This is a genomic window from Microbispora sp. NPDC046973, assembly GCF_040644495.1.
Classification (GTDB): Bacteria; Actinomycetota; Actinomycetes; order Streptosporangiales; family Streptosporangiaceae; genus Microbispora.
Map to the genome: position 1 here is coordinate 1 of NZ_JBEYWQ010000050.1, position 10,339 is coordinate 10,339.

A 10,339-nucleotide genomic window follows, 5' to 3' on the forward strand; every position below is an offset into this window, starting at 1 on the left:
CGCGCGGCCAGGCCATCACGCTGGCCAAGACCCGGGCGGGGAACAAGTACGCGGTCGGCGGGAGCACCGCGGCCACGCGTTGAGCAGCGGGTGGGCGCCGGCGTGACCGGGCCGCCCCGCCTGCTTCCGGCGTGACGACAGCGAGCCCCGGAGAAGACTCTCCTGAAGAAGGTCCGCTGTGCTCCCTCTCCTGGCCGCCGTCCGCGTGTCGCCGTACGGGCCGGCCTCCGCCCGGAAACGCGAACTGTACGACCGTATCGGCCTGCGCCGGACCAACCGGGAAACCTTCAGGTCGCCGTCGCCCACGACGAACCGGCCAAGGACGGCGGCTACCAGGCCGAGCTGCAGGCCTGGACGATGAGCGGAAACCGTCGCGACGGCCTGCGTCCCATGTGCAGGGGCCCGGCCGCGCGACATGCGCCGCCAGCCTTACTGCTCGCGGGGCAGGCCGGGCGGGTTGACCAGGGATTCGGGGACGGCCTCGTTGGACAGGCCCCAGCGGGCGAGGACCTTGGCGTAGGTGCCGTCCTTGATCAGGGCGTTGAGGGCGTCGGCGATCGGCTTGGCCAGGCCGTCGCCCTTCCGCGTCATCGCGGCGATGAGCCCCTGGAGCGTGGGTCCGGCGCCGGAGTAGGTGCCGACGATCTTCGTGTCGCCGCTCACCGCGGCGTGGTAGGCGGAGGTGGGGTTGGGCGCGAAGTACGCCTGGATCCGGCCGGACTTGAGCGCCAGGTAGGTGTCGGCCGCCTGCTTGTAGTACTGGATCTGCACGGGCTTCAGCCCGGCGGCGCGGTTCTGCTTGTCCCAGCCCAGCAGGATCTTCTCCTGGTTGGTGCCGGAGCCCACGGCCACGCTGCGCCCGGCGACGTCGGCCGGCTTGGCGATCGACGTGATCCCGCTGTCCTTCGGCACCTCCCACGCCAGCTGGTCCAGCCGGTAGGTGGCGAAGTCGTAGACGTCCTTGCGCTCCTCAGTGACGGTGATGTTGGAGAAGCCGGCCGCGTACTTGCCGGACCGCACCGCGAGGAACAGGTTCTCCCACGACGTGGCCTCGATGCGCAGCTTCAGGCCGAGCACGTCGGCGACGAGGGAGGCGATGTCCTCCTCCACCCCGATCGGGGTGACGTTGTCGTCCGCGACGAACGACAGCGGCGGTTCGAACGTGGAGGTGCCGATGAGGAACTCCCCCTTGGCCCGGATCGCGGCGGGCACCTCGGCGGCGATCGCCTCCACCTTCTTGGCCCGGATCCGGTTCTGCTCCGGACTCGTGTTGATCTTCAAGACGCCGGGCGGTGCCGCGGCAGCGGCGGCGGCGCCGGTCGCGCCGTCGTCGGGGACCGTGCCGCAGGCGGCGAGCAGCAGCAGAGCGGACAGGCCGAGCACGGATAACCGGGATACGGATGACATTCGATTTCCTTGAGGTCAGAGCACCTTGCTGAGGAAGGCGCGCGTACGGTCGTGCCTCGGCCGGTCGAGCACCTGCCCGGGCGGGCCGTGCTCGATGACCTGACCGGCGTCCATGAAGACCACGGTGTCGGCGACCTCGCGGGCGAAGCCGATCTCGTGGGTCACGACGATCATGGTGGTGCCGCTGCGGGCGAGCGCCTTCATCACCTCCAGCACCTCGCCCACGAGCTCGGGGTCGAGCGCCGAGGTGGGCTCGTCGAACAGCACGACCTTGGGCCGCAGGGCCAGGGCCCGGGCGATCGCGACGCGTTGCTGCTGTCCCCCGGACAGCTGCCGCGGATAGGCGCCGGCCTTGTCGGACAGGCCCACCTGCTCCAGCAGTTCGGTCGCCAGCGCCTCCACCTCGTCCCGGGGGCGGCCCTGGGCCGAGATCGGGGCCTCGGTCACGTTCTCCCGGACGGTGAGATGGGGGAACAGGTGGAAGTTCTGGAAGACGAAGCCGATCTGGGTGCGCCGGCGCAGGATGTCGCGTTCCCGCAGCTCGTACAGCCGGTCTCCGGATCGCCGGTAGCCGACGAACTCGCCGTCGATCGCGACGTACCCGCGGTCGATCTTCTCCAGGTGGTTGATGCCGCGCAGCAGCGTCGACTTGCCCGATCCGGAAGGACCGATGATCACCGTCACCTCGCCGGGCTGGACCTGCAGATCCACCCCGCGCAGGACCTCCAGCGGGCCGTAGCTCTTGTGCACGCCGCGCACGTCGACCATGGGTGCGCTCATCGCCGCCCGCCTCCGCTTCCTGCCGGGCGCCGCAGGGCGGCCCGCCGTACGCCGAGGATCCGGCGCACCCGCTGGAGCGGCGTGGGCGGCAGGGCCCGCGCCAGGCCCCGGCCGAACCTGCGTTCCACGTAGTACTGCGCGGCCGACAGCACCGTGGTGAGGACGAGATACCAGATCGCGGCCACCAGCAGCATCGCGATCACCCGGCCGTTGCGGTTGTAGATCACCTGGACCTGGTAGAACAGCTCGGGCAGCGCCATGACGTAGACGACCGAGGTGCCCTTGACCAGGCCGATGATCTCGTTTCCCGCTGCCGGGACGATCGACCGCATGGCCTGCGGAAGCTGGATCCGGAAGATCTGCCTGGCCCTCGGGATGCCGAGCGCGGCGGCCGCTTCCAGCTGGCCCGGGTCCACCGAGAGGAAGCCTCCGCGCACGATCTCCGCGGCGTACGCCGCCTGGTGCAGCGCCAGGCCGAGCGCGGCGGCCGTCACCGGTCCGATCAGGTTCATCGAGTCGACGGAGAAGAACGCGGGCCCGAACGGCACCCCGAACGAGATCTGCTTGTACAGGGCGGCGAGGTTGTACCAGAACAGCAGCTGCAGGATGAGCGGCACCGAGCGGAACAGCCACACGTAGCCCCAGGCCGCCGAGGCGAGCAGCGGCACGCGGGACAGCCGCATCAGCGCGAGCACGGTCCCCAGCAGGAAGCCGAGCACGATGCCGAGCGCGGTCAGCTCCACGGTGAACAGCACCGCGTGCAGCACCGAGGGATGGAACAGGTACGCGCCGACGACCGGCCAGTCCCAGGCCGGATTGGTGACCAGCGCGTTGACCGCCATCGCCAGCAGCACCGCCACCACGGCGCCGGCGATCCAGCGGCCCGGGTGACGTGCCTTGATCACGGTCAGCGAGCCGGCGGACTCCGCCGCCGCCTCCTCCAGCACGGCGGGCGCGGTCATCGTGCCTCCGTGGCGTCGGGTAAGTGGGCGTGATTGAGCGCGAAGGGCTCGACAGTCATGGATCAACCCTTCCGGCGGCCGCGCTGATCGCGGCGTCCGAGATGTCTCCATCTTCAGCACAGGCGGACAATACCGTCAAGACCTACTTGTTTAGTAGGTTATTGCGTAGGATGCCTTCGCGTAAGAACGAACGACAGGAGGTCCGATGCCGAAGGAATGCGCCTTCCCCCCACATGGCGGCGCCGGCGGCCGCACCCGCGACGAGACGGCCATGGAGGTGGGCGCGTGAGCACCTGCCCTGGTGACGCACCCCGAGGAGAGCCGCGATGAGCGACCGGCACCTCCTGGACAACCCCGTGTGGGCGTCACTGACCGGCCCGCACGCGCGCTTCGCCGAGCGGTGCGGCAACGCACTGCGCTACCCGGGTGACGTCTCCCCGTTCTTCGCGCTGCCCGACGACCCCGGCCTCGCGGACTGGCACGACCTCGCCGCGCTCGCGGGGCCCGGCGCGACGGTCCCGGTCACCGGTGACACCTCCGCGGCGCCGGACGGATGGGGGGTGGTCGCGCACGGCGAGGGTGTGCAACTGGTCGGCGACGACGTGGTCCCCGCGCGCGACGACGAGGCGGTCCGCCTGGAGGCGGCGGACGTGCCGGAGATGCTGGAGCTCATCGCGCGCACGCAACCGGGCCCGTTCCGGCCGCGCACCATAGAGATGGGCGTCTACCTGGGCATCCGCCGCGGCGGCGCGCTGGTCGCGATGGCCGGGGAGCGGCTGCACCCGCCCGGTTGGACGGAGATCAGCGCGGTCTGCACCGATCCGGCCTTCCGTCGCCAGGGCCTGGCGTCACGGCTGGTGCTGGCCGTCGCCGCCGGCATCCGCGCCCGCGGCGAGACCCCGTTCCTGCACGCCGCCGCGGGCAACACCACGGCGATCCGGGTGTACGAGGCGCTCGGCTTCCGTCTCCGCCGGCGGACGACGTTCGCCACCCTCCGTGTGCCCGCCGACGTGCCCGCCGACGTACCGGTCACGTGAGGGGCGGGGCGGGGAGGGCGGACATGCGTGCGGGCTGGAGGATGGACAGATGAGCGTCGTCCTTCCCGAAGATCCGTTCCACCGCAGGCTGCACCACGTGGTCCCGGCCGAGCTGACCTCCGACACCGCGCAGACCGGCGGGATGAGCCGACGTGCCGCCATCAGCGGCGCCACCGTCGGGGCACGCCGGCTGTGGATGGGCCAGACCCACGTGGCTCCCGCGACCGCCTCCGCGAACCACCACCACGGCGACTCCGAGACCGCGATCTACGTGGTCAGCGGCACACCGTCGTTCGTGTTCCTCCACGTCGACGCCGAGGAGCCGCACGAGGTGCGCATCGACACGAAGCCCGGGGACTACATCTTCGTGCCTCCGTTCGTGCCGCACCGGGAGGAGAACCCCGACCCCGAGGTGGAGGCCGTCGTCGTCATAGCCCGCAGCACGCAGGAGGCGATCGTGGTCAACCTGCCCGAGCTGAAGTGGACCGGCCCGATCCGCACGACGGCCTGACCCCACGGCGAGCGGTACGGGAAGTCCTTCGGCGGCTATTTTCAGCCGAGACGATACAAGGGTTTATCGGGATCCGATTATGAAAGTCTCGCGACGGTATTGCGCCTCCGCGTACGGACACCTGATGATGAGGGGCGACACGGCTTTTCTTTCAGGTGCGCAAAAATGGAGACGCGATGAGGCTTCGCAAGGTGGCCGCTTCGATCGGTGCGGGCATTCTCGCCGCCTTCACGCTGATCCCTCAGGCGGCGATGGCCGGACCTGTGACGGACCACATCGGCGCGGCGGAAGAGCTGGTGGACGAGCTGAATTCGATCGGCTGGCCGTCGGAGTCCTCATACAACAAGTACTGCGGCACCGGATGCGCCGGCTCCGTCGTCACCTGGGGCACGCCCGGGATCCCCACGAGCTATTACAGCGAAAGTCAGTGCGCCCCTTTCGTCACCAAGCTTCTTGCGCACACCTACTCGTGGGCCACCAGCACGTATTTCAGCACTGAATTCTCGAGTACCAGTCCCAACAGCGCGCGATACTACGATCGCATAAATGCCGACACCGTCGACCATATGGACAAGATAACCAAGGTGGCCTCCCTCGCGCCCGGAGACATCATCGCGATCAAGTACGAGGCGGGCGCCAGCGGGGGGAGCGGGCACACACCGGTGGTCCGATCGCTGGCCGGCACGGTGGTCACGGACAGCGATCCGACCACGACCGAATACGTGGTCGAGGTCGTGGACTCCACGAGCAACCCGCACGGGACCGCCCCGGTCGCGGACGGCCGCGACGACTCACGGAGCAGTGGTTCCACCGAATACAGCGGCGTGGGATACGGCTTCATGGTCCTGTACGCCGACGCGAACGGCGACTTCTACGGATACCGCTGGGGAACGGACGAAAGCACCTTCCACTCCGCCGCCACAAGGCCCATCGTCGCGGCCCGGGTGACGTCCGAGGCCTAGCAGGCCTCTCGCCGTAGCCGAGCGAGCCGGGCCGCGGTGGACTCCGCAGGCCGCAGACCGGCCCGTCCCCGATCGATCGCGGACGGGCCGGCAGGGAGCGGCGACGGTACGACCGTCCCTGTCCGGGGTGCTAGGCTGCCGCCGTTCGGTATCGGATCGGCGTGGGAGGGAGGTGAGGTTTGATGACCGCGGTGAAGACCGCTGCCCTGCGCAGCGCCCGGACCAACCTCACGTCCCGGGCCCCGGTCTGACCCACTTCCTCCCCCAGCCTTGAGCCGCCCGGCTCGCGCGGCGGGGTGATGTCCGCGTCTCGTCGGGGCCCCTTCTCCGCAAGGGTCTCACGTTGCCACACACGTTCACCGATCCGTCCGGCCTGTCCCGCTATGGGTGGACCGACGCACTCGACCGAACCTTCACCGAACATCACAGAGCAGGCCTCGTGCCGGCCCGGATCTCCCGGGTCGATCGCGGTCTGTGCACGGCGGTCACCCCGTCGGGCCCGGTGCGGGCCACGTTCACCGCGCCGCACCCGCCCAACCCGCTCCTGACGCCCTGCACCGGCGACTGGGCCGCGCTGCGCCCGGGCGCCGAGCCGCGCCTGACGGCGCTGCTGCCGCGGCACAGCGCGATCGTGCGCTCGCCGGCGTCCAGGTCCTCCCACGGGCAGGTGCTCGCCGCCAACGTCGACACGGTCGTCGTCGCCCTGTCCCTGGCTACGCCCCTGGACGCGGCCAAACTGGAACGGCTGCTCGCCCTGGCCTGGGAGAGCGGGGCGCGACCGCTGATCGTCTTGACCAAAGCGGACCTGGCCACCGATCCCGAGGCCGTCCACGCCGAGGCCGGCGCGCTGGCACCCGGCGTGGACATCCTGGTCACCAGCGTCGCCACGGGTCACAACATCGACGCGCTGGCCGCGCTGCTGCGCGGCACCACCGTGTTGCTCGGCCCATCGGGTGCGGGCAAGTCCAGCCTCGGCAACACGCTGCTGGGCGAGGAGTCGCTGGCCACCGGCGCGGTGCGCGCGCAGGACGGCAAGGGCCGCCACACCACCGTCCGCCGTGAGCTGCTCCCCCTGCCCGGCGGCGGGGTCCTCATCGACACGCCCGGCCTGCGGGGGATCAGCCTGCACGACGCCGCCGACGGCCTGGAGCAGGTCTTCGCCGAGATCGAAGACCTCGCCGCGCACTGCCGCTTCGGCGACTGCGCCCACGACACCGAGCCGGGGTGCGCGATCCGGGCCGCCATCGAGGCGGGTGAGCTGCCCGAACGTCGCCTGCGCAGCTACCGCAAGCTGCAACGGGAGAACGCCTGGGCGGCCTCGCGCACCGATGCCCGGCTGCGCGACGAGCGCGTCGACCAGCAGAAGGCCATCACCAGCCACCTGCGCGCCACGTACAGGTTCCGGGACCGGCAGCTGTGACCGGCCACGTCCTTCATCCGCACAACAGGGAGACGAACCCCGCCATGACCCCTTCCTGGACCACCCGTCCCGAGAGCCCCGGCGACGTCGCCGCAATCCGCGACATCAACCTTGCCGCCTTCCCCAGCCCGCACGAGGCCGACCTCGTCGAGGCGCTGCGGGCCGACCCCCAGGCGTGGCTGCCCGGCATGTCCTGGCTGGCCGAGGCCCCCGGCGGCGAGCTCGCCGGATACGCGCTGCTCACCCGCTGCCACGTCGGCGACTCACCCGCCCTCGCCTTGGGCCCGTGCGCCGTCAGGCCCGAACATCAGCGGCGGGGCGCGGGTTCGGCCGCCATCCGCGCCGCCTTGCGCGCAGCCCGCGAGCAGGGCGAGAACCTGGTGGTCGTGCTGGGCCACGCCGAGTACTACCCGCGCTTCGGCTTCACCCCTGCCTCCGGGTACGGCATCCGCCCGCCCTTCGACGTCGAGGACAAGTACATGATGGCGCTCGCCTTCGACCCTGACCGGCCGGTCCCGAGCGGCGTCATCCGCTACCCGGCGGCGTTCGGCGTCTGATCTCCCGCTCTTCGAACGCGGCGAACGGCCCTCAGCGCGGCTGGGGGCCGTTCGACCAGTGATCGCCGACGATCGATTGACGACAAAACCCTCTTTCCCTACTGTGTTACTAGGTTTCGTCGCGCCGAGACGTCAGGAGTCCCCCGTGACCAAGCAGATCCATCTCGCCGCGCACTTCCCCGGCGTGAACAACACCACGGTCTGGTCCGACCCCGCGTCGGGCAGTCAGATCGACTTCGACTCGTTCCGTCACCTGGCCGAGACGGCCGAACGCGGGAAGTTCGACTTCTTCTTCCTGGCCGAAGGACTGCGGCTGCGTGAGGCGAAGGGGCGCATCCACGACCTGGACGTCATGGGACGCCCGGAGTCGCTCACGGTCCTATCCGCCCTGGCCGCCGTCACCACCCACCTGGGGCTCGCCGCGACGGTGAACTCCACCTTCAACGAACCGTACGAGGTGGCGCGGCGGCTGGCCACGCTCGACCACCTGAGCGGCGGCCGGGCCGCGTGGAACGTGGTGACCAGCTTCGACGCCTTCACCGGGGAGAACTTCCGCCGGGGCGGCTTCCTGGACGAGGCCGACCGGTACACCCGGGCGAAGGAGTTCCTGCAGACCGCCAGGGAGCTGTGGGACTCCTGGACGCCCGACGCGGTGGCCGCGGATCCGGAGTCGGGGCGGTTCCTGCGGCCCGGCGGCGTCACCCCCTTCCGGCACAAGGACCGGCACTTCGACATCTCCGGGCTGTTCAACGTGCCGCGGGGCCCGCAGGGCCACCCCGTCATCATTCAGGCCGGCGACTCCGAGGAGGGCCGCGAGTTCGCGGCGTCCTCGGCCGATGTGATCTTCAGTAGGCACAGCAAGCTGGAGGAGGGCCGCGCCTTCTACCGTGACGTCAAGCGCAGGCTCGCCGCCTACGGCCGGCGGCCGGAGGAGCTGAAGATCCTTCCCGCCGTGACGTACGTGCTCGGCGACACCGAGGCCGAGGCCGCCGAGCGGGCCGTCGAGATCCGGCGCGCGCAGGTCAGCCCGCAGACGGCGCTCTACTTCCTGGAGGCCGTCTGGGGCCGCGACCTGTCGGCGTACGACCCGGACGGCCCACTGCCCGACGTCGAGCCTGACCTGGACGAGGGCGTGACCAAGGGCCACGCGGCGTTCCGCCGCGACCGCGGCGCGCTGGTGGCCAAGTGGCGCGCCCTCGCCGAGGAGAAGAACCTGTCGATCCGCGAGCTCGCCATCGAGGTCTCCGCGCCGCAGACCTTCATCGGCACGCCGCGCTCGGTCGCCGACGAGATCGATCACTTCGTGCAGACCGACGCGGCCGACGGCTTCATCTTCGTGCCCCATCTGACTCCCGGCGGGCTGGACGACCTGGTCGGCAAGGTCGTCCCCCTGCTGCAGGAGAAGGGCGTGTTCCGGGCCGACTACACCGGGCCCACCCTCCGCGACCACCTCGGCCTCGCCCCCCGCACTCGAAACCGTTCGGAGGAGACCTCATGACCCTGCATCTCGCCGTCGCGCTGGACGGGGCGGGCTGGCACCCGGCCGCGTGGCGGGCCGAAGGCGCGCGGCCGGACCGGCTGTTCACCCCCGGCTACTGGACCGAACTGGTGGCGGAGGCGGAGCGCGGCCTGCTCGACTTCGTCACCTTCGAAGACGCCCTCGGCCTCCAGTCGACCCGGCTCAACGAGCCCGACGAGCGCCTCGACCAGGTGCGCGGGCGGCTCGACGCCGTGCTGATCGCGTCGCGCGTCGCCCCGCTGACCTCACGGATCGGGCTCGTGCCGACCGCCGGCACGACCCACACCGAGCCGTTCCACGTGGCGATCGGCATCGCCTCGCTCGACCACATCAGCCGCGGCAGGGCCGGATGGCGGCCCCAGATCTACGGCCGCCCCGACCTCGTCGCCCACTTCGGCCGCCGTCCGCCGTTCCCGCCGCAGGACTACTCCCCCGAGCGCGATCCCGTCTTCGGCCGGCACCTTCAGGACCTGTTCGCCGAGGCCGCCGACGCGGTCGAGGTGGTCCGCCGCCTGTGGGACAGCTGGGAGGACGACGCCGAGATCCGCGACGTGGCGACCGGCCGGTTCATCGACCGCGACAAGCTGCACTACATCGACTTCCGCGGCGAGTGGTTCAGCGTGAAGGGCCCCTCGATCACGCCGCGCTCCCCGCAGGGCCAGCCTCTGGTCACCTCCCTGGCCCACGACAGGCTGCCGTACGAGTTCGCGGCCCGGGCGTCCGACGTCGTGTACGTCACGCCGCGCCACCGGGAGGACGCGACGGCGATCGTCGAGAGCGTCCGGGCGGCGGAGGCGGCCGTCGGACGCACCGAGCCGCCGTTGCGGATCTTCGCGGATCTGGTGGTCTTCCTGGACGCTCACGACGCGGCCGGCCGGAAGGCCCGGCTGGACGACCTCGACGGCGCCGAGCTCGACTCGGACGCCCACGTCTTCACCGGCACCCCCGAGGAGCTCGCCGGGCTGCTGCTGGAGTGGCGGGAGGCGGGGCTGGAGGGCTTCCGCCTCCGGCCGGGCGTGCTGCCGCACGACCTGGTGGCGATCACCAGGGGCCTGGTGCCCGCACTGCAGAACGCGGGCGCGTTCCGGGCGGCGTACGACACGGCGGACCTGCGCGGGCGGCTCGGCCTGGCCCGCCCCGCCAGCCGCTACGCGAAAGTTTCGTGAGCGACGCCGCACCGTCCG

10 protein-coding genes are annotated in these 10,339 nt (G+C 71.0%); 7 read left to right on the forward strand and 3 right to left on the reverse strand.

Annotation, left to right across the window (positions count from 1 at the left end; genetic code table 11):
- Window positions 1-429: 429 nt before the first annotated feature.
- Genes ABZ860_RS40655 through ABZ860_RS40665 form a run of 3 tightly spaced genes read right to left on the reverse strand, consistent with a single transcriptional unit; the run spans window position 430 to window position 3,149 of the window.
- Window positions 430-1,407 carry an ABC transporter substrate-binding protein gene (locus ABZ860_RS40655; RefSeq protein WP_357231407.1) on the reverse strand — a complete coding sequence of 326 codons (978 nt, stop codon included), beginning with the start codon at window positions 1,405-1,407 and terminating at the stop codon, window positions 430-432.
- Window positions 1,408-1,422: 15 nt separating this feature from the next.
- Window positions 1,423-2,187: an amino acid ABC transporter ATP-binding protein gene (locus tag ABZ860_RS40660; protein WP_357231410.1), complete on the reverse strand. Its 765-nt coding sequence runs from the start codon at window positions 2,185-2,187 to the stop codon at window positions 1,423-1,425.
- Complete coding sequence (locus tag ABZ860_RS40665) at window positions 2,184-3,149, reverse strand: amino acid ABC transporter permease (protein ID WP_357231414.1); 966 nt, start codon at window positions 3,147-3,149, stop codon at window positions 2,184-2,186. The genes ABZ860_RS40660 and ABZ860_RS40665 overlap by 4 nt, the downstream gene beginning before the upstream one ends.
- Window positions 3,150-3,475: 326 nt before the next feature.
- Here ABZ860_RS40665 and ABZ860_RS40670 point away from each other — a divergent pair, with 326 nt between their 5' ends.
- The 7 genes from ABZ860_RS40670 (at window position 3,476) to ABZ860_RS40700 (ending at window position 10,321) form a co-directional block, all read left to right on the forward strand.
- Window positions 3,476-4,186, forward strand: coding sequence for a GNAT family N-acetyltransferase (locus ABZ860_RS40670; protein ID WP_357231418.1), 711 nt, complete (start codon window positions 3,476-3,478; stop codon window positions 4,184-4,186).
- Window positions 4,187-4,235: 49 nt separating this feature from the next.
- Window positions 4,236-4,697, forward strand: a complete 462-nt coding sequence (locus ABZ860_RS40675; RefSeq protein ID WP_357231421.1) for a cupin domain-containing protein — start codon at window positions 4,236-4,238, stop codon at window positions 4,695-4,697.
- A gap of 176 nt (window positions 4,698-4,873) precedes the next feature.
- Window positions 4,874-5,659: a hypothetical protein gene (locus ABZ860_RS40680; protein ID WP_357231424.1), complete on the forward strand. Its 786-nt coding sequence runs from the start codon at window positions 4,874-4,876 to the stop codon at window positions 5,657-5,659.
- A 439-nt stretch (window positions 5,660-6,098) separates the two neighbouring features.
- Window positions 6,099-7,079, forward strand: coding sequence for a ribosome small subunit-dependent GTPase A (gene rsgA / locus ABZ860_RS40685; RefSeq protein WP_357231427.1), 981 nt, complete (start codon window positions 6,099-6,101; stop codon window positions 7,077-7,079).
- A gap of 44 nt (window positions 7,080-7,123) precedes the next feature.
- Window positions 7,124-7,636, forward strand: coding sequence for an N-acetyltransferase (locus ABZ860_RS40690; protein ID WP_357231430.1), 513 nt, complete (start codon window positions 7,124-7,126; stop codon window positions 7,634-7,636).
- 145 nt (window positions 7,637-7,781) lie between these two features.
- Window positions 7,782-9,134 (forward strand): NtaA/DmoA family FMN-dependent monooxygenase, encoded by a 1,353-nt coding sequence (locus ABZ860_RS40695; RefSeq protein WP_357231433.1) that lies wholly within the window; start codon window positions 7,782-7,784, stop codon window positions 9,132-9,134.
- Window positions 9,131-10,321, forward strand: a complete 1,191-nt coding sequence (locus tag ABZ860_RS40700) for an LLM class flavin-dependent oxidoreductase (protein WP_357231436.1) — start codon at window positions 9,131-9,133, stop codon at window positions 10,319-10,321. The genes ABZ860_RS40695 and ABZ860_RS40700 overlap by 4 nt, the downstream gene beginning before the upstream one ends.
- Window positions 10,322-10,339: the final 18 nt, after the last annotated feature.